At 44.5% G+C, this 18,689-nt stretch carries 17 protein-coding genes and 1 pseudogene; 8 read left to right on the forward strand and 10 right to left on the reverse strand.

What is annotated here, in order from left to right; genetic code table 11:
* Positions 1-128: 128 nt before the first annotated feature.
* The gene (locus ON01_RS15295) at positions 129-1,019 is read left to right on the forward strand and encodes a DMT family transporter (protein ID WP_010531952.1); all 891 of its coding nucleotides are present in this window, start codon (positions 129-131) and stop codon (positions 1,017-1,019) included.
* A 91-nt stretch (positions 1,020-1,110) separates the two neighbouring features.
* Here the strand turns inward: ON01_RS15295 and ON01_RS15300 are convergent, their stop codons facing one another.
* A complete protein-coding gene (locus ON01_RS15300; protein WP_010531953.1) occupies positions 1,111-2,220 on the reverse strand; it encodes a glycerol dehydrogenase in 1,110 nt (369 codons plus the stop codon).
* Between the two features lie 536 nt (positions 2,221-2,756).
* Between ON01_RS15300 and ON01_RS15305 the strand changes: the two genes are divergently transcribed.
* A complete protein-coding gene (locus ON01_RS15305; RefSeq protein WP_010531954.1) occupies positions 2,757-5,300 on the forward strand; it encodes a glycoside hydrolase family 84 protein in 2,544 nt (847 codons plus the stop codon).
* Positions 5,301-5,562: 262 nt separating this feature from the next.
* Here ON01_RS15305 and ON01_RS15310 read toward each other — a convergent pair whose 3' ends face one another.
* Positions 5,563-5,925 carry an IclR family transcriptional regulator gene (locus ON01_RS15310; RefSeq protein ID WP_010531955.1) on the reverse strand — a complete coding sequence of 121 codons (363 nt, stop codon included), beginning with the start codon at positions 5,923-5,925 and terminating at the stop codon, positions 5,563-5,565.
* A gap of 39 nt (positions 5,926-5,964) precedes the next feature.
* Between ON01_RS15310 and ON01_RS15315 the strand changes: the two genes are divergently transcribed.
* Positions 5,965-6,273, forward strand: coding sequence for an MFS transporter (locus ON01_RS15315; RefSeq protein ID WP_010531956.1), 309 nt, complete (start codon positions 5,965-5,967; stop codon positions 6,271-6,273).
* A gap of 388 nt (positions 6,274-6,661) precedes the next feature.
* Positions 6,662-7,567, forward strand: coding sequence for a glycine betaine ABC transporter substrate-binding protein (locus ON01_RS15320; protein WP_050901132.1), 906 nt, complete (start codon positions 6,662-6,664; stop codon positions 7,565-7,567).
* A 415-nt stretch (positions 7,568-7,982) separates the two neighbouring features.
* Here ON01_RS15320 and ON01_RS15325 read toward each other — a convergent pair whose 3' ends face one another.
* Positions 7,983-8,528 (reverse strand): NADPH-dependent FMN reductase, encoded by a 546-nt coding sequence (locus ON01_RS15325; RefSeq protein WP_010531958.1) that lies wholly within the window; start codon positions 8,526-8,528, stop codon positions 7,983-7,985.
* A gap of 262 nt (positions 8,529-8,790) precedes the next feature.
* On the opposite strand from ON01_RS15325, the gene ON01_RS15330 reads away from it, so the two are divergent.
* Positions 8,791-9,744 carry a hydroxyacid dehydrogenase gene (locus tag ON01_RS15330; protein ID WP_010531959.1) on the forward strand — a complete coding sequence of 318 codons (954 nt, stop codon included), beginning with the start codon at positions 8,791-8,793 and terminating at the stop codon, positions 9,742-9,744.
* A gap of 83 nt (positions 9,745-9,827) precedes the next feature.
* Here the strand turns inward: ON01_RS15330 and rraA are convergent, their stop codons facing one another.
* The 3 genes and pseudogenes from rraA to ON01_RS15345 form a co-directional block, all read right to left on the reverse strand.
* Entirely contained in the window at positions 9,828-10,307 is a 480-nt protein-coding gene (rraA, locus tag ON01_RS15335) for a ribonuclease E activity regulator RraA (RefSeq protein WP_010531960.1), read from the reverse strand.
* Between the two features lie 162 nt (positions 10,308-10,469).
* Positions 10,470-12,014, reverse strand: a complete 1,545-nt coding sequence (locus tag ON01_RS15340; RefSeq protein ID WP_010531961.1) for a multicopper oxidase family protein — start codon at positions 12,012-12,014, stop codon at positions 10,470-10,472.
* A 115-nt stretch (positions 12,015-12,129) separates the two neighbouring features.
* A pseudogene (locus ON01_RS15345) lies at positions 12,130-12,996 on the reverse strand (SDR family oxidoreductase).
* Between the two features lie 311 nt (positions 12,997-13,307).
* Between ON01_RS15345 and ON01_RS15350 the strand changes: the two are divergent.
* The gene (locus tag ON01_RS15350; protein WP_010531964.1) at positions 13,308-14,237 is read left to right on the forward strand and encodes an LCP family glycopolymer transferase; all 930 of its coding nucleotides are present in this window, start codon (positions 13,308-13,310) and stop codon (positions 14,235-14,237) included.
* A 170-nt stretch (positions 14,238-14,407) separates the two neighbouring features.
* Positions 14,408-14,827: a hypothetical protein gene (locus ON01_RS15355; protein ID WP_010531965.1), complete on the forward strand. Its 420-nt coding sequence runs from the start codon at positions 14,408-14,410 to the stop codon at positions 14,825-14,827.
* A gap of 81 nt (positions 14,828-14,908) precedes the next feature.
* Here ON01_RS15355 and ON01_RS15360 read toward each other — a convergent pair whose 3' ends face one another.
* Positions 14,909-15,103 carry a hypothetical protein gene (locus tag ON01_RS15360; RefSeq protein ID WP_040912579.1) on the reverse strand — a complete coding sequence of 65 codons (195 nt, stop codon included), beginning with the start codon at positions 15,101-15,103 and terminating at the stop codon, positions 14,909-14,911.
* A 121-nt stretch (positions 15,104-15,224) separates the two neighbouring features.
* Here ON01_RS15360 and ON01_RS19625 point away from each other — a divergent pair, with 121 nt between their 5' ends.
* Entirely contained in the window at positions 15,225-15,362 is a 138-nt protein-coding gene (locus ON01_RS19625) for a hypothetical protein (RefSeq protein WP_175284968.1), read from the forward strand.
* 24 nt (positions 15,363-15,386) lie between these two features.
* Here ON01_RS19625 and ON01_RS15365 read toward each other — a convergent pair whose 3' ends face one another.
* The 3 genes from ON01_RS15365 to ON01_RS15375 form a co-directional block, all read right to left on the reverse strand.
* A complete protein-coding gene (locus tag ON01_RS15365; protein WP_010531967.1) occupies positions 15,387-16,172 on the reverse strand; it encodes an ABC transporter ATP-binding protein in 786 nt (261 codons plus the stop codon).
* A gap of 3 nt (positions 16,173-16,175) precedes the next feature.
* Positions 16,176-17,363, reverse strand: a complete 1,188-nt coding sequence (locus ON01_RS15370; RefSeq protein WP_010531968.1) for a pyridoxal phosphate-dependent aminotransferase — start codon at positions 17,361-17,363, stop codon at positions 16,176-16,178.
* 236 nt (positions 17,364-17,599) lie between these two features.
* Positions 17,600-18,598: a LacI family DNA-binding transcriptional regulator gene (locus tag ON01_RS15375; protein ID WP_010531969.1), complete on the reverse strand. Its 999-nt coding sequence runs from the start codon at positions 18,596-18,598 to the stop codon at positions 17,600-17,602.
* Between the last annotated feature and the right edge of the window lie 91 nt (positions 18,599-18,689).

Genomic DNA, 18,689 nt, shown 5'->3' on the forward strand with positions numbered 1-18,689 from the left:
GCAAGTTCCTTTCAAATCTTGTGATTTTGTATTAGGATTGTTATCTGGTGCCGATATCGCCCCGGGTTACGGGAGTATGGGCATGAACGCCTTAATGAATTACGTTTCACTAATTGGAGGAACAGCAGATGTCTGATCGCAATAAAGGTATTCTATTATTATTGGTTTCTGCACTTGGTTTTTCCCTTATGGGGGCTCTCGTTAAGCTATCCGGTGATTTACCGACCGTGCAGAAAGCTTTTTTTCGTAATATAGTAGCAGCTATCATAACATTAGGCTTTGTTTTGCGTCATAATGAAAGGATATTCGGGAAAAAAGAGAACCAGAAGCTGCTGCTGTCCCGCTCAGCACTTGGGGCAGTTGGTATTGTGGCTAATTTCTATGCCATCGATCGTCTTGTTTTATCCGACGCTGAGATGCTGAATAAGCTTAGCCCGTTCATCCTGATTATTTTTTGTGCGATATTCCTGAAGGAGAAGGCGCGTAAATTTCAGGTTGTCGCTATCTTTGTAGCGTTTATCGGTGCACTGTTTATCATACAGCCGCAATTTTCCGTGGAAATTCTCCCTTATATCGTCGGGGTGATCGGAGCGATTTTCGCAGCTGGTGCCTACACGCTTCTCCGTGTTCTGGGCAATAAGGAAAAGTATTACACAGTCGTCTTTTATTTCTCGTTTTTCACAACAATTGTGCTTCTGCCGTTCACAGTTTTCCTTTATGAACCGATGAGCTGGCAGCAATGGGTATTGCTGCTATTGGCAGGAGCGTGTGCGACGGTGGGGCAATTTGGTATAACGCTTGCCTATAAGTTTGCGCCGGCCAATGAAATCTCGATTTTCTTTTATTCAACGGTCGTTTATTCGGCGCTATTAAGCATTGTACTGTTCGGGCAAATTCCGACACTGCTCAGTGTGATTGGCTATGTCATCATATTCGGCGCATCGTTCTACATGTTCTTGAAAAACAACCGGATGGATAAACAGGAAGCGCAAGAGGAAAAGCGATTGAAAACGTCATAGGAATGAGAAGGCCCCGAACGTCAGCGAGTGTAGTGTTCGGGGCAAGTTTTTTGGACGACGTGTTGAACTCTCGTCTCAATTACAACAAGCCTTATTCGGCATGTTTGTCTCTATAGGCCTTTGCATATTGATCGGCTGCATAGATAGCATCGGCCACGTCGTCTGCTGTGACGTCGAAGGCCTGGTGGATGGTTTCGCCTTCTGATGTTGCTGCTTCAGCCACTTTCATAATGTCATCGTGTGAAGCATCCTTTAACTTGATGTCTTCCAGGGTGATCGGCAGTCCAAGGCTGACGTACAATTCGATATAACGCTCAATTTCGTCAATACTGTGTTTTTCCAGAGTGAGCTGGACAAGTGTGCCGAATGCGACTTTCTCACCGTGTGTCAAGTGGTGAATATCACCTTTTAGTGCTGTGAAGCCATTGTGGATGGCGTGCGCAGCTCCGAGGCCGCCGCTTTCAAAGCCTAAACCGCTGAGTAGGGTGTTGGCTTCTACAATTGATTCCAGTGCTGGTGTAACCGATTTTGCCTGGACCGATTCATAGGCAAGATGTGCATACTGGAATAGCGTTTCCTCACATCTTTCGGCAATCGCCTGTGCGGCAATTGATGTGCTTCCGCCTGCCATTGTATTGCCGTCTGCGTTGATGACACTGCGGGCTTCGACCCATGTGGCAAGGGCATCGGCTATCCCTGATGCAAGGAAACGAGGCGGGGCACCTGCAATAACTTTTGTATCAACAACGACCAAGTCCGGATTCTTGTTATAGAAGCGATACCCTTCAAAGACGCCGTCATCAGAATAGACTACGGAAAGCGCGCTCGTTGGTGCATCTGTTGAGGCGGTTGTCGGAACGATCACGGCATATCCGTTCACTTCATCCGATACGGCTTTGGCGGTATCGAGCGTTTTACCGCCCCCGACACCGATCACGACAGACGCACTCGCTTTATCTGCTAACTCCGTAATCCGATTAATTTCCTGTTTGGAAGCTTCGCCGTTAAAAACAACTTCTTCGGCTTTTATGTTTTCCTGTTTAAGCTGTTCGACAACATCGTTCCCGGCGATATCCCAAACCGTTTCATCCGATATGACGACGGTCTGTTCACCGATATCTTTCACGTATTGTCCGATATTTTGTATGGCGTTTTTCCCCTGAACATACTTGGCAGGGCTTATAAATATTCTTTCACTCATGATGCAACACTCCTTTTTAGCTATGTCCCAGTTATTTATTCCCAAGTTGGCTGGTAAAAACACTTAATTATTTTATAAAATGTTGATGAGATTGCTGCTGGAATAGGCGTGTGTTTTCCATTAATAGATCAGTCAGTCTCCCAGTAAATAGATTTCCTTACCCTTATAATCGAAGAAAATCTGAAAAAGGGGGGATCAGAGAGGAAATTTACATAAATATTTTTTAATCCTAAGCCCCCAAATGCATATTTAGTTCGATAATAGGTATAAGGAGATGGTCTGCTTAATACAGGACAAGATATTTGTCCTGCTGCTCATCGAAAATAGTCCCTTTTTCATATTCATTTTCAATTATATGAATGTTATCATTTATTAATAAATTCAAATAGAGTATACGTGACTGACGCAGTAAGGCATCGTGATAAATTGAAAGGGCTTTCTATCAATCCTTTGGCTGTATCACTATGTTTTTTATAGTTGATAGCGAACGTATTAAATAGAGTTATCAGCAAATAATAATCAGAGGAGGCGTCATTTTGAATAATTGGAGTAAGTATTTGGTGCTGATACCCATTTTGTTGCTGTGTCTGTCAGCGTTAAATGGCATCAGCAATGTATCAGCAGCAGATGAAGAAGAACTTACGGTTAACCCTAAACCACAGGAAGTGAATAGAACGGGTAAAGGCTTTCCTTTGACACCCAAAGTTGGCGTTGTAGTAGGGGAAGGGACGGATGAACAGGCAGTCAATGAAGTCATTAGCGCTCTGGAAAACGCAGATGTGAAATCGATCATCCAAAAAAATCCAGGTGAAAAAGTAAATACGCCTGTAACTATTTTTATAGGCGGCCCTTCCGAAAATCAAGGTTCTGTAAATGCTCTGGAACGGCATGGTGTACAAGGACCGGAAGAACTGGCGGACGAAGGCTACGTTCTGTATGCACATAAGAAAAATAAGCAAATCGTTCTTGCCGGGAAAGATAAGACCGGAACCTATTATGCTGCTAAAACATTCAGCCAAATAATCAAGGAACGAACCGGCAGGGATTGGATACCTCAGGTGGAAATCCGTGACTGGCCGGAGATGCCGATTCGCGGGTCGATTGAAGGTTTTTACGGTCCGCCATGGACACATGAGGACAGATTGAGCCAGCTGGAATTTTACGGTGAGAATAAGATGAACACATATATTTACGCACCTAAAGATGACCCATATCACCGGGAAAACTGGCGCGAGCCTTATCCTGAGGGAGAATTGACACGTATAAAGGAACTGGTAGATACGGCAAACGAAAATCATGTAAATTTCACTTTCTCTTTGTCACCCGGTCAATCAATCTGCTACTCAGGCGACGAGGATTTTGGATTGCTGAAGCAGAAAATGGAGCAAATGTGGGATCTGGGTGTCCGGTCTTATGCCATTTTCTTGGATGATATCAGTAAAAATCTGCACTGTGACAAGGATCAGGAGAAATTCGGTGACGAAGAGGCTCCGGTTGCTGCAGCCCATGCCTATCTGCTGAACCGGTTTTCCGAGGAATTTATCCAGACGCATGAAGGAGCGGAGCGATTGATCATGGTTCCGACAGATTACTCCGGTAATGGCACAACCGATTACCGTGAGCAATTTGCTGACATGCTTAATGATGACACCATAGTTATGTGGACTGGCCCGAAAGTGGTTTCCGAACAAATCACTTCAGAAGGAACGGAAAAGGTCTGGGATATTTTTCAGCATGACTTGTTGCTGTGGGATAATTATCCGGTAAACGATTTTGACCGCAACAGTCTGTTCTTTGGCCCGCTCGTTAAACGGGATGCTGATATAGTGGAACACGGCGTTGTTGGTTTAACATCAAACCCAATGAATGAGGCAGAAGCTTCAAAAATACCACTGTATACAATTGCGGACTATACATGGAATCCTGCTGACTATGAACCTAAGCAATCATGGGAGCGCAGCATTCAGTCGTTTGGCGGTGATGCAGCAGACGTACTCAGAAAGTTTGCCGAGAATTCCTATTCCTCACCGCTTAATGAAAAAGAATCCCTGACATTGACACCATTAATCGAGGATTTCTGGCGGGCTTATGTATCTGATAATGCTGAAGAAGAAGCGGACGCACTTAGGGATGAATTCAGGAATCTGCAGAGTGTTCCGGGAAAACTTCGGCAGCAGATGGATAATGACAAATTCATTGAGGAAATAGACCCTTACTTGGATAAATTGGAACTTTACGGTGAAGCCGGCGAGGCTGCAGTTAACTATCTTACGGAACAAAAAGAAGGTCAATCGGATAAGAGATACAGGGAAAAACTTATGACGTTATTTAACCAATTCGAAAAAATCCCGCAAAAAATGGGACAAGGCGTTATAAAGCCATTTTTGATTAAAAGCGTGCTGACATTGCCATCATTGGAAATGACATTGCAACCGCAAATTGATGCATTCTGGGAGCAATATAATGGTAATGATGCCGACCAGGCTTCAGAGGAACTGATTGCTACGTTTGAAAATCTGCAGCAAGTCGCTGTAAATGCTCGCAAAAGTATTGATCATGAAGGTTTTCTTGAAGCGGCTAACCCATATTTAAATAATCTTGATGTCTATGGGAATGCAGGTGAAGTTGCTGTTAAGTATCTAATGGCAAAGAAAAACGGACAGGCAGATCAAGCAAATGAATATCAGGCTCAACTGAGAGATTTAATGATCCAGGTTAATAAAATGCCGCAAAAGATTGGTGAGCAAGTGATTAAACCATTCCTGATCGATAGTATGTGGGGTGAGCTCAATGTTGTCGAGTACCGCGAGCTGGATGGTGTTAACACGTCCCGCGGGGGTGGAGAATTGATTCAATATACGCCTGAACATGGTGAATCCACCGGAACAAATCAGTGGGGCTACGAAGTAACGGTTGTTGATGGTACCGTTACAAAGCGTGGCGGCAACGATTCCGAAATCCCCGACAACGGCTATGTGCTGAGTATCCATGCGAATGACTGGCTTCGTGATTATGCAATGCCTGGAGCAACTATCCAAATAGAAGACGGTACTGTACTGATTACGAAGTCAGAGGAGTAGACAAAACCTCATCTGCCTGTGGTAAGGCAGATGGGGTTTTGTGGTGTTATTCAAAAACAGAGCAGTATACTGGTGGGCTGCTCTGTTAGCTTTGAAAGATACTAGGAGTTCTGGACTTGTGCGACGACAGCCTAAACTCGTGCGGCGGAAGCCTAAAACTCGTGCGAGAGCAGACCCAAATCGCGCATGAAACCTGTATTTAAGTGAGCGCGCAAACACCTATCCTTAAGCAAGTCTCTGATATCAAATCAATGTGATTTCGTTAACGGTGCAATCTTCCCAGCTGTTTAAAATATCGCTCATCATACCCCATTCGTTCGGATGCTTCTTTTCCAGCTGCCATGACTTTTTTTTTGATGTGGGGGGTTTTGTTGTTTGTCATCCGCTGAAGCGGTCCGACCACTGTGATCGCACTGATAACTTTTCCGGTATGGTCACGGATTGTTGCGGCAACTGATTTAATGCCTTCCCGAAATTCTTCTGTACTGATAGCGTAGCCGTCTTCGCGGACAGCTGCCAGACGGCTGCGCAATTCATCCGGGTTGGTAATGCTGTTTTCAGTGTGAGCTTCCAATCCTTTATTAATCACTTCCTCTACGGCACCGCCTTCATCATAAGCAAGCATTACTTTCCCTTAACTTGTGGCATATGGGCATCTTTCTTATTGAGCGGTACCGGCCTGCTCCTCACGTATTATGAGGCATCACCGCTGGTCTGGCTGATGATCATCATGTCGATTCTTGGCATGAGCCAGGGGTTTAATAATATCACGACACAAACGGCACTTTTTGAGAATGTGCGTCCGGAAGAAACCGGATCGGCATCCGGGCTGTACCAGACAAGCCGTTATATTGGAGCCATACTATCTTCCAGTCTACTGGGTCTTACGTTTAACGAGCATATGGATACTGGCCACTTGCATCTGGTTGCGCTGATCTGTTTTGCTTTCTGTATCGGAGTGGTTTGCTGGTGATGAAACTACCGGCGAGGAAGGAAGCGAAACGTATTGGCTCAAATTAATAGCAACAGCATCGATGAGAAACGACTATTTTCATAGATAATGATAAAATTTCATAATCAGGCGGATTGCTGTATATCTAGGAGAAATTATTGAATAAAGCCATTTAGATTCTGTTATCGTGTGAATGATTTTTTATACTTGCAATATCTTTAAAATACTAATTAGGTCAAATGTACTATCTTTGATATGATAACAAGAGTTGTCTTTTTCCAGGGGTGATTTACTCACGATTCTGAATTCCCTGGAGATGTACAAGTATAAAATCATTTAAGGGGGTATTATTATTTTTGGAGATCGTAAATTTAAATTTGGTTTGGCGGTCTTTGGCCTTGTCCTCATCATGTTTCTAGCTGCATGCGGTGGAGGTAGCGGGGAAGCAGAAAACTCCGGTTCTTCAAATGATGAAGGCTCAGAAGAAACAAGTGAAGGACCAGAAGTGGGGCAGAAAGAATTGACCCAGCCTTACGTGGCATGGGCAAGGGAGACGGTTAGTACACATATGCTTGGAGCACTGCTTGAAATGGTCGGCTACAATGTTGAGTTGAAACAGGTAGAGGCAGGGGCGATGTGGTCCAGTGTTGCCGATGGCTCAGCTGATTTCCATACATCCGCATGGCTGCCAGCAACACATGCTCCGTACTGGGAAAAATACAGCGAAGATATTGTTAAAGTCAAGCAAGTTCTTGATAAGGCACCATTGGCTCTGGGTGTCCCGAGCTACATGGAAGATATCAATTCAATTGAAGATTTGAAGGGTAATGAGGAACTTGGTAAGTCGGTCGACTGGACTGTTACTGGAATTGATCCAGGAGCCGGGATTATGCAAAATACCCAAGAGGCATTTGAGGCGTATGGTCTCGACAATTGGGAACTGACATCAAGCTCAGAAGCGGCAATGCTTACGACACTGCAGTCAGCCGCTGAGAATAAAGAGCCGATTATTGTACCGCTTTGGAAGCCGCATTGGATTTTCGGAACAATGGATTTGAAAATGCTTGAGGATCCAAAGGAAGTCTATGGCGGAGAAGGTGACCAGATCTATACGGTAGCACGCAAAGGTTTGAAAGAAGACGCTCCAAGAGCCTACAAAGTGCTCGAGCAATATAATGAAAACTATGATATGATTAACGAAATGATGCCGAAAGTTCATGCGGAAGATCAGGATCCTGCAAAAGTCGTTCAGGACTATATTGAGAATAACCCTGATCAAGTTGATAAATGGCTTGAAGGCATACCAAGAGAATAATTAAGAAAAGGAACAGGGAGGTTGAAGCATTCCTGTTCCTTTATTGTTGTGATGAATTTAAGGCTGCGCGCCGGAATTTCCCCGCACAAGTTGTTACAGTCGTCGCACAAGTTTGGAAGACTGTCGCACAAGTTCTTGAGTTTCCTGCTCAAGTTAAGGCCATTCCCGCACAAGTTGATGGGGTTTTCGCATAAGTTTACGACGATTCCGCACAAGTTAGTTCCCGTCTCGCACATCTCTAAAGACGTCCCGCTCAACTCCACACGTTTTCTGCACAAGCCGGAGCTATCCTCCATTTAATTTGACGATTTTCCCGCACAAATTGGCGTATTTGCTTTCTCCGGACGCATTTAGATCGGTCTTCTCCGCGTTCTAAAGCTCCTGCATGAGTTGAAGCAACACCCGTGCGCTTAAATCATCCTTTATTCAGCATCTCGCTGAAATTTTTCACAGCTTTTTCTACAACGGCTAAAGTTACTTCGTCCGTCAGCTTGCCGTCTTCATCAAATTTATCATGAGCCTGTGTGATGAGAACTTCACTTTGAGAAGGTGGCAGGACACTTGCAGATAAGCCTGGAGCGCTCAATATGCGCCGTAAGTCCATTTGGGCGCGGATTGTTCCCATCAGACTGATTGATGCGCCAACAACCATGACTGGTTTGCCGATCATCGGGCGTTCGCCGCGTGATAGCCAGTCCAGACTGTTCTTTAGGACACCTGGAACAGACCAGTTATATTCAGGTGTGGAAATAAGGACACCGTCACATTCGGCAATTTGATTTTTAAACGTTTTGACCACCTCGGGCGGATCGAGTTCTTCTACCTGATTAAACAGTGGCAGCTTGCCGATTTTGACAATTTCCAAATCAAAGTCATTTGCGTAACGTTCCTTGATGTTTTCCAGCAGCAAATTGTTGTACGAATCCTCACGAATACTGCCGGAGATACCTGCAATTCGCATTTATCCAGCCTCACTTTATACAAAAGTAATAATTATTATAATTTTTATCTTATCATATCCGTTTTAGGACTAAAATACAAAGGGTTCAGGAGAAGTGAGTCTTAACATTGCAAAAGCTGAATTTTGTCATAAGAATCCTCCTCCCACCCCTCGCATATATTCAATAAGGGGCAGGTCAAATCGTTGCAATAATGTTTGAATTATGGAAAAATCAGAAATAGATACATAGACAAGTTGACCACTATTCAAGGAGTGAATGCTTATGAAAATACTCGTGACTGAACTGATGTGGCAAGACGGCATTGAAGAACTCAGAAGGCTTGGTTATTCTGTTGATTACGATAGGGAGCTTAGCCGGAAAAGAGAAGAGTTGCTGAGACTGTTGCCGGATTATGATGCTCTGATTGTACGGAATGAAACGAGGGTCGATCCTGAATTTCTTGATGCTGCGAAAAACGCCAGAGTTATCGGACGGCTTGGTGTTGGTTTGGATAACATTGATCTGGAAGCGGCAAAAGAACGAAACATCCCGGTGATAGCTGCTAAAAATGCGAATGCCACTTCTGTTGCGGAATATGTGATGGCAGCAATGCTCGATGCATCCCGACCACTCTCTGATGCCGATGCTGATGTGCGCCGTGGAAACTGGGATCGCAAGTTTTTCACGGGCTATGAGTTGAATAAGCGGACACTTGGACTTGTCGGAATGGGCGAAATTGCAAACCGTGTAGCCAGGAGGGCAAAAGCGTTTGGCATGGATGTCATTGGCTATGACCCGTTCGTTGCGCCTTTTGATCATGTCCTGGCGGAGACGGGAGTCCGTCCGGCGGAGACACTTGATGAACTGCTCAGCGAATCGGATTTTGTCTCAGTCCATGTTCCGTTGACCAAAGCAACTAAACATATGATCAACAAAGACAATTTTCCACTGATGAAATCGCATGCCTACGTGATCAATTCAGCCAGAGGCGGTATTGTCCATGAACAGGATCTGATTGAGGCGGTTCAGTCGGAACAGATTGCCGGTGCGTACCTTGACGTGCTTGAAAAGGAACCGGTTGAGAAGGATTCACCGCTTGCTCGTGAAGAATCCATCCGGTTATCCCCGCACATTGCCGGTTTGACCGATGAAGCGCAGTCCCGGACAGCCATGCTGATCGCACAGGAAGTTGACAGAGTGCTGAACGGCGGTAAATCGATTTGTGCCGTGGTGTGAAGTTAAAACAGTTGTAAAGCAGGAAATCCATCTGCCTTTCTAAGGGCGGATGGATTTATAAATTTCGTGAATCAAACTACCGCTTAAATCAGCTTTCTCTCTGAAATAACAATTCCGTCTTCATCAGCATATGCAAAATTCCCAGGTTCCCACTCTACTTCTCCAAATGTCAGGGTGATATCCTTTTCACCTTCTCCATTTTTGTTGCTTTTTAGGGGGTTTGTTCCAAGCGCAAGGAGACCGACGTCCATTTGGGCAATATCTGCGGAGTCGCGGATGCATCCATAAATAATAACCCCCGCAAGATTGCGGTCTTTTATGATGCTGGCAAGGCGATCACCTAGTAATGCACAATTCCTGGATGCTCCACCATCCACAATAAGGATATGACCTTCTGGAATTGTCTCAAGTGATTCTCTTACAAGTACATTATCCTCCCGCACTTTAACAGTGGAAATCGGGCCGGCGAATGCTTTTTTCATTCCATAGGAAATAAACGGTTGATTGCAGATAGCTAATTCTTTTGAATAGTCATCACATAAATCTGTCGTTTTAAAACGCATATTCTGCCATCCTTTTAACGAATTATAATAGTGGATTACTTTTTTCAAACTTATCCGATATTTATACATCTGTCAAGACGGCTTGCTTATTCCTTTGAATAGACTCAATACTGGTGTAAGCGATTCGTTTCATCGGAAGGAAAAAGCCTAACGGCAGACTTTCTATCCCCGCCTATCCCTGTCAATCACACTCATTGGACGCATCATGTCATAATCCTCATGCTCGAGTATATGGCAATGCCACACGTAGTCACCTGGAAATGGCCCGAATTTAGCGATAACGCGTGTGAATTGCCCTGCTGGTGCTGCCACGGTGTCTTTCCAGCCTTTTTCATTTGCTTTTGGTGGTTCTTGCGGGCCTGTGAACATAATATTCCCATCTTTGTTATAACGGTCAAGGTCGAATGGCTGCCGGTCCAGAACTTGGAATTGAATCAGATGAATATGAATGGGGTGGGTAAAGTTTGTGACATTGATGAATGACCAGACTTCGGTTGAGCCCAGTTTAGGCGTTTCTGTAACAGGGTCCACCCATTTTTTATTATTCAGCAGTAATAATGGCCGGCCGAGGCTGTCAGTCGAACCGACAAGTTTCAAGTTTCGAATACGCTGGATATTATTTTGCCTGAGTGAAGGGATACGTGTTAAATTCCGGGGGATTCTGCTTCTGTCTTCAGATGATAAAGGCAGACTGACGTTAAATTGCATGACATCATCTGTTTCGTCTTCAGGGTCGGCATCTGGTCCAAGGTTATTTTTCAATGGAATGGTTTCCCCTTCATGATCGGAAAAATCGATGATCACATCAAACCGCTCGGCCGATTCAATGGCTAAATTATCTAGTTTGGCAGTTTTCTGTATTAAACCGCCATCTGACCCGATTTGATAAAATGACTGGCCTGAATCAAGGTAAAGTTGATAAGCACGTGTGTTGGCGGCATTCAAGATACGGAAGCGGTATTTTCGCGGCTCCACCTCCAAATACGGCCATATCTTCCCATTTACGACGTTTGTTTCACCATTAAAGAATGGTCTAATGGACGGATTTGGCCAGTTTTCCTGAGGGTCATCCGGCTGTGACGGGTAGAACAGGTCGCCATTATCATGAAATGATCTATCCATGATAATAAGCGGGATTTCATAGTCGCCTGAAGGGAGCTTCATAAATCTTTCCTGTTCATCCCGGATAATATACATACCTGCCAGGCCGGCATAAACGTTCAGTCTGGTAATGCCCATCGCATGGTCGTGATACCATAGTGTGGCGCCGCGCTGGCTGTTGGGATAATGATAGACCCCGGTTTTAAATTCAGGCCCTGTTTTCCGGAAGTCTCTCGTATACCATGCTTCAGGATATCCGTCACTTTCCGGTTTTGTCTCACTGCCATGCAAATGTGTAACGGTGCGGACTTCTGGGAGTTTATCAAGATGATGAAACGATTTGTCAATCGGCAAAATATGTTTGTCTGGAAGCTTGTTTTCCCACTTTAACTGAATCGGTTCACCGTGATTGACATCGATGACAGGGCCGGGAAATTGACCATTGTAGCCCCACAGCCGTGTCGGTCTTAAATCACGGTGCATCTTGTGGCGGAATTCCCTCATCTGCACTTCATAATACGCCTCATTTTTGTCCTTGTGAACTGGTTTTAATGTTTTTGGTATCGGCAAGGCATCCACAAATTTTTTAAGCTTTTTGTTCAACATGTTCAACCCCTTCAAATGTGCATTTATAATAGTAAATGTTTGAAAGGGGAAAATTGCAATGGGCGAAAGAAGCAAAAAAAGAGAGAAGGCAACAGACACCTTGTCTCATGATTCACTACGACGAAGTCCACGACCCGCCATTAATATGAATCGCCTGTCCGGTCATGTAGGAAGACTCATCTGCTGCAAGCATAACGTAGGCCCAGGCATGTTCGGAGGGCTGGCCGGGTCTTTCCATTAAACTGTCCTGTCCAAACGTTTCAACCCCATCCTCATTGAATGAAGACGGAATCAGCGGTGTCCATACCGGACCGGGAGCTACCGCGTTTGCTCGGATGCCTTTTTTGGCCAGGCTTTGCGCAATGCTTCGTGTGAACGCTGTGACGGCACCTTTTGTTGCGGAATAATCCATAAAAATCGGGTTGCCGCGGTACGCATTAATGGATGATGTGCTGATGATCGCATCACCTTTTTGCATGTGACGGACTGCTGCTTTTGTTGTATAAAAATGGGAAAAGAAGTTGGTTCGGAAAACTTCCTCAAATTGCTCGGAAGAAATGTCCAGTAAATCTTCGCGTACTTATTGAATGGCGGCGTTATTCACCAATATATTCAGCTTGCCGAATGCTTCCACAGTCTTTTCCACGATATCGATGCAATGTTGATCATCTTTAACATCACCGGGCAGCAAGAGACATTGCGCACCTTCTGCTTCAACCATCTCCTTTGTTTCTTCGGCATCGTTATGTTCATCCAAATAGGAAATTGCCACATTGGCGCCTTCTTTGGCGTATAGTATGGAAACGGCACGTCCGATGCCACTGTCACCGCCTGTTATTAAGGCACTTTTTCCTTGCAGTTTTCCCGTGCCCTGGTATTCTGTCGGCTGGGCGGGACGCGGAGTCATATCCGATTCAATCCCGGGCTGCTTGATCTGTTTTTGTCTCGGGGTGCTTCCATTCTGCATATTTCTTGGATCCATAAATGACAGCCTCCTTAATCTCGGTACTATATTATCCTGCCTTAACGGTCAGTAACCCGCCAAACAACGGCGGGTTACTGCTCGTAAATATCTGAAGGGAAAATCATCCCACTGAATGAAGTTTTACTCTATATAAAGGATAACCGTTTTGTTTCATAAAAAAACATGAAGTTAGGACAGAGAGTTTGACACTGTCTTCAATTTGCCCTTAAAAAATTAGTGATATTGTGAGATAATATGACAATGTACGACTAGATTTAAAGATTCGTTTAAAAAGATGCTAAACAGATAATCTATCGGGGGACGAGAAAGTGAATGAAAAGAGAATAGATCGAAAAAGACCAAAAAGACGCTGGCTGAAAATAACAATAGCTGCTATGGCTGTACTGGTTGCCGGCATTGGAGTTTACGCTGTTTCCATCTATGGCAATGCCAAGGACACGGTGAATGAGGAGATGCATGAACCGGTTGATTCGATTGACCGTAAGACCACACAGAAAAAAATGGAAGCATCCAAGCCGTTGAATATACTGTTGCTTGGTGTGGATGAGCGTGAACATGACAGTGGACGGTCGGATGCCATGATGGTGCTGTCATTGAATCCAAAAGATGACTCGATGCAACTTGTCAGCATTCCGCGTGACACACGAACGACGATCGTAGGCAAGGGGTTCAAGGATAAAATCAATCATGCGTACGCATTCGGCGGCAGTGATATGTCCGTTGCGACAGTCGAAAATTTCCTGGATATCGAGCTGGATCACTATGTCCGCATGAATATGGAAGGACTTAAGGAACTGGTCGATAAGCTTGGTACGATCACTGTCGATAACGAAATTGCCTGGAATGATGGAGAGTATAATTTTAGTCCGGGTTCTGTTGAGATGGACGGAGAGAAGACGATGGCTTATGTCCGTATGCGTAAACAGGATCCAAATGGTGACTTTGGGCGGAACGAACGCCAGAGGAAAGTTATTCAGGGGATTATTGAGCGCGGTGCCTCAATTGGTTCGGTCACGAAAATTAATGATTACATCGATGTTCTCGGGAACAATATGAAAACCAATATGGATTTTGACGATATGAAAAAATTGTTTAACGGTTACCGTAATACCCGGAAAAATATTGCGAGCTATCAGATGAAAGGCAGCGGAACGAATATAGAGGGTATTTATTATCTGATGGTATCCGATGATGAAGTTGAAAAAGTCCATGGCATGATCAGTAAGGAGAAGTCATGATATCTATGAAAAGACGTATGTCGCAATTTTAGCGGCGTGCGTTTTTTTATTTTTCTCGTCAGAATTAATGGAGAAAATCACCCTTCCCGATACAATTTTAAGCCGTTTAACATCATGCGCCACGGGAATAAATTAAAACACAGTTCTTATCGTGAAGTAGGTGGATTATAATGAAGCGGGTATTGAAGTTGAGTATAATTGGAATTGTGGCCGGCATTATTCTTCTCGTTTTATTAAAAATTGTCCAGGTTGTTACAGGCAGTCAGGCTTATGTATTGTTGTTTAATACGGATTATATTCCTATGATGCCGGACTGGGGACCGGCGAATTTCGGTGGGGTTGCATTTCATTTTGTGTTTTGCATCGTCAGTGTTGTCGCGCTATTTTATATACTCAAACTATTTCGGCTTGAACGGTCGATGTTAGTTTATTTTGCTATTTACACGGGTGGCAGCGCGATTTTATATGCATTAACGGGGTTAACCGATCGCCCGCCAGTGGTAATGGATCTGATGGCTTGGACGTACTGGACAGTCGCACATGCTGTTTATGCTCTTACAGTTGGTTCGTTCATTAAGCATTGGGTTTAACACTTAGGGGGGAACATATTAAAACCCTCAGACCCCAGAGCGAACGGCTGAGGCAGGAGGGTTATCAACTGTTGCGTTGAACTATTTTGAATCGTTTTGGTCGTTTTTATGCTTTCGCTTATTCTTTGGCGGTTGCTTGGATTTGAATTTTTTCTTCTCATCTTTTAATTCCTCTTTTAAATCTTCGTCAGGCGGCTCGTCCATGAACTTTTTCTGCTCTTCAAACTCTTCACGAGCAGTTTTAGTCCTAGTCGAATCATCTGATTTCTTGTTCACATTTTCACCCCGCACAAAGGTTTTATTTGTGTTTTGCCTGCTTTGAGCTTTTATAAACATGATGCGACTTTTGTGTAAATCGGAAACACTTTGAGAAAATACAAGCAGAAGAAGGTGAACATTGTCAGAAGGGCGAAAACATCGGCAGAAGAACGAAAACATCAGCAGAAGAGCGAGAACATCGACAGAAGAACAAAGACATCAGCAGAAGAACCAAAACATCATCGACAAAAGCAAACAGCTGTCCCAGCAAGGCTAGGAGCAGCTGTTATTTTTCAAAACATCATTCATCCAGCGACACCCATGGCCGCTGATGGCGCCATTCAACGTTAACCGGCATTCCGAAAAACTGTGAAAGGCTGTCGCCGGTCAGAATGTCCTTGCTTGTCCCTTTTGCAAAAACTGCCCCATCACGAAGCAGCAGGGTACGAGAAAATTCAGGCAGCACTTCTTCAATATGATGGGTGACAAAAATAATCGTCGGTGAATCGGCCTGTTTGATCAGCTCCTGAATGGCAGAAAGGAGTTCCTCGCGTGCGATGAAGTCAAGGCCGCTCGTTGATTCGTCCAATAGCAGCAGGTCAGGTGATGCCATCAGCCCTCTGGCGATGAGAAGTTTTTGCCGTTCGCCCTGTGAGCACGTCTTGTAAGTCCGGCCGATCAAATGATTGCACCGCATCTGATCCATTATCTGGAATGCTTTTTCAAAATCCGCTTCGGCTGGTTCCTCATATGCCAGCCCAATCGATGCGTATTTGCCGCTGACGACTATATCTTCAGCACGTTCAGTCTCCTTGATTCGCTCTTGAAGCGATGAGCTAACCCAGCCAATTGATTTGCGAAGTTCGCGGATGTCAATTTTTCCAAAAGGCTGGTCTAAAACACGGACGTGACCGGCTGTTGGCCAGGAATAGCCGGTCACGATATTTAACAATGATGTTTTTCCGGAACCGTTTAACCCTAAAACGGCCCAGTGCTCGCCTTTTTCAACACACCAATTGATATCGGATAAAATATTTTCCTGTTCTCGTCTCCAGGAAACATCCTGCAAATCAATAACATTTGTCAATTCCTATTCCCCCTTTCTAAAAATCCCCAGTCGTCCGATTCGGGCTGCCGCTTCTTCAAGACGCTCTGCTGATTCGAGTAACCCGACCCGCACGTAGCCGTCTCCATACTTGCCAAAACCCCGTCCCGGTGCGACAACGACATGTGCGTTTTCCAATAATAGGTTGGAGAATTCCTCGGATGTATAGTTTGACGGGACGGGGAGCCATGCGAAAAATGATCCCTCCGGTGTGTCCACGTCCCATCCGATTTCACGGATTGCACGGATGAACCGATCACGACGCTCAGTATATGTATCGATCAGCCGCTGAACCGCGCTTTGGTCACTGTTCAGTGCTTTGGCAGCAGCGCTCTGTATAGCACCAAACAAACTGACATACATATGATCCTGAATTTTATTAAGCGCTTCTATGACAGAAGGATTTCCAGCAGCAAAAGCCACGCGCCATCCGGCCATGTTGTACGTTTTGGATAATGTATAGATTTCGATGCCGATATCTTTTGCCCCCTCAGACTGGAGGAAGCTTTGCGGTTTTTGACCATCAAAACCCAACGCACCGTATGCAAAATCTTGCACGACACAAATGTGATGATCTTTGGCGAGTTTAACCGTTTCATCGTAGAAATCTTTATTGGCGGTGACAGCGGTCGGGTTGTTCGGGTAATTTAAAAACATCAGTTTCGCCTGGTTCAGCGTCTCTCCAGGAATCGTGCTGTAATCCGGCAGAAAGTGATTGTCCTTTTGCAATGGCATGAAATATGGGTCGGCATCCGCCATAGCAATACCTGACATATAATCCGGGTATCCCGGATCTGGTAAAAGTGCTGTGTCATTCGGGTTCAAGAGGCATTGGCTTATCTCCACCAAACCGGCTTTGCCCCCGAACAAAACAGCAATTTCCGTTTCCGGATCGAGGGAGACGCCATATTCGCGCTTATAATAATTGGCTGCGGCTTCTTTAAAGTAGTGGAATCCCCGAAAAGGCGCATATTTATGATTAGCTGGATTTTTGGCAGCTTCCTGCACCTCTTGAATGATGTGATCCGGTGTCGGCAAATCGGGGTTGCCCTGACCAAGGTTAATGACATCATGTCCCTGCTGTTTGAATTCCTGTGTTCTGCCAACAAGCTTGGCAAAAAATTGCTCGGGTAATCGTTTCAGCATGTCAGATTGTTCGAAATTCTGTGTCATGTACACTCCCCCCTTAGGACTGAATGGCAGGTTACTGACGCCTATCACTCTAATAAGCGACAGGACACCTGAAACTCTACGAAATGAATTGAGTTTATGATAGCTTTGTTTGAGGCGATTGTAAAGAAAAGCGTATTTGGGTATGCAGAGGAGGGGGGAGGGGGCCTTCTGCATACTTGTAGAGAAATTGAAGAACAGGTTTAGTACTTTCTTTTAAACTATTAAGCTGTTTCTTTCTAACATCCGCACGATTTTCTTAAAATCATGGATGGCGGGAGTTCAATATGCTTCATGTATTCAGAGTTATTGATTTTATTCAGTAGTGCGTCAAAAGCAGTTTTTCCAATGGTATCCGCCGGGAGTGCAATATTTGTTACCGGCGGGGCGATAATGCCTGCTGATGCAAAGTCTCCAAATCCTATGATCGCCACGTCTTCCGGTATTTTTATCATCAATTCTTTCAGTTTAGAAATGGCACCTATTGTCATAAGGTCATTAAGTATAAAAACAGCTGTAATATCTTCTTCGCGTTCCAGCAGCGAGTTGACAGCAATTTCTCCTCCATCTACCGTGGCGTAACCGAGTTCCAAATAATGCTCGTTGAACGGTAAATGATACTTTTTTAAGGCGTCTTTATATCCTCTGATTCGTTCGTTCGTTGTTGAAACATTTGGAACGGCATAGATAACACCAATTTTTTGATGACCGTGATCCAGCAAATGGAGTGTTGCATCGAACCCTGTCTGATAGTCGTCACCGGTCACTTTAGGCGTATTCTCAGCAACAGGATCATAGCGATTCACAAGTACAGTGGGAAAATCATTTTTTGTATATTTGTTCAGGTAACCAATATCACTCGAAGTTGGTGAAAGAATGACCCCATCAACCATTCTGGCATGCAGTGAACTGATGACTTCTTCCTCATAATTCCTATCTTCATTTGTATTTACAAGCAGAATCTGATAGCCATGCTCTCTTGCCCGCTCCTCAACGCCATAGACCATTTGGGATATGAAAGAATCCCGGAAACTGGATACGACCAGACCAGCAGTTATGGTCTTATTTTTCCTGAGATTTTTGGCTGTGGAATTCGGCACATAATTGTATTTGTTTATGATAGCTTTAATTTTTCTGTGTTTTTCTTCCGATATTTGCTTTGTACCGTTAATGACGTGCGAGACAGTGGCTGTCGATACATTTGCTTCTTTTGCGATATCTTTCATTGTAACTTTCATAGGTTCCTCCCAAAAGTTAAACCTTTTACCGGATGGTAGCATAACCCCATTTTAGCTCAGTTGAACTCATTTATCAATAAGATCGAGAAAG

This window comes from Lentibacillus jeotgali, assembly GCF_000224785.1.
GTDB classification, from domain to species: Bacteria; Bacillota; Bacilli; order Bacillales; family Amphibacillaceae; genus Lentibacillus; species Lentibacillus jeotgali.

Bases quoted from the DNA above. Each gene is read 5' to 3' on its own strand.
- ON01_RS15295 (WP_010531952.1), top strand. From the start codon at position 129: ATGTCTGATCGCAATAAAGGTATTCTATTATTATTGGTTTCTGCACTT.
- ON01_RS15300 (WP_010531953.1), bottom strand. From the start codon at position 2,220: ATGAGTGAAAGAATATTTATAAGCCCTGCCAAGTATGTTCAGGGGAAA.
- ON01_RS15310 (WP_010531955.1), bottom strand. From the start codon at position 5,925: ATGCTTGCTTATGATGAAGGCGGTGCCGTAGAGGAAGTGATTAATAAA.
- ON01_RS15320 (WP_050901132.1), top strand. From the start codon at position 6,662: ATGTTTCTAGCTGCATGCGGTGGAGGTAGCGGGGAAGCAGAAAACTCC.
- ON01_RS15325 (WP_010531958.1), bottom strand. From the start codon at position 8,528: ATGCGAATTGCAGGTATCTCCGGCAGTATTCGTGAGGATTCGTACAAC.
- ON01_RS15330 (WP_010531959.1), top strand. From the start codon at position 8,791: ATGAAAATACTCGTGACTGAACTGATGTGGCAAGACGGCATTGAAGAA.
- rraA (WP_010531960.1), bottom strand. From the start codon at position 10,307: ATGCGTTTTAAAACGACAGATTTATGTGATGACTATTCAAAAGAATTA.
- ON01_RS15340 (WP_010531961.1), bottom strand. From the start codon at position 12,014: ATGTTGAACAAAAAGCTTAAAAAATTTGTGGATGCCTTGCCGATACCA.
- ON01_RS15355 (WP_010531965.1), top strand. From the start codon at position 14,408: ATGAAGCGGGTATTGAAGTTGAGTATAATTGGAATTGTGGCCGGCATT.
- ON01_RS15370 (WP_010531968.1), bottom strand. From the start codon at position 17,363: ATGACACAGAATTTCGAACAATCTGACATGCTGAAACGATTACCCGAG.
- ON01_RS15375 (WP_010531969.1), bottom strand. From the start codon at position 18,598: ATGAAAGTTACAATGAAAGATATCGCAAAAGAAGCAAATGTATCGACA.